This is a genomic window from Candidatus Frankia alpina, assembly GCF_902806485.1.
In the GTDB taxonomy this organism is placed as follows: domain Bacteria; phylum Actinomycetota; class Actinomycetes; order Frankiales; family Frankiaceae; genus Frankia; species Frankia alpina.
Map to the genome: position 1 here is coordinate 1 of NZ_CADCWT010000605.1, position 375 is coordinate 375.

Below are 375 nucleotides of genomic sequence, written 5' to 3' on the forward strand. Positions count from 1 at the left end.
GACCCGAGCGTCCACCGAGTCGGCGGGGCCCACCCCGGCGACGTCGGCTTCGGCCTGCTCCGATCCGCGGGCGGCGGACGGGCCGGCGGGGACGAGCTCGGCTGGCTCGGTCACCGCCTGTGCGGGGGCGAAGTCGACGGTCACCGGACGGTGCCGGGCGCCGCCGGCGACCACCAGGGTGAACTCCCCGCGGATCGTGCGGCCGTCGGTGGCCCAGGCGAGCAGGGCCGCGAGGTCGCCGCGGACGATCTCCTCGAAGGTCTTGGTCAGTTCCCGGCACAGCACCGCGGCGCGGTCGGCGCCGAAGGCGGCGATCAGGTCGCCCAGGCCCGCCGGGAGCCGGTGCGGGGACTCGAGGAACACCATGGTGCGGGT

General features: G+C 76.8%; 1 pseudogene. It reads right to left on the reverse strand.

The annotated features are described in order from the left end of the window. Positions 1 to 375 (reverse strand): annotated as a pseudogene (locus G6R25_RS28535) (16S rRNA (cytidine(1402)-2'-O)-methyltransferase); the annotation flags it as partial.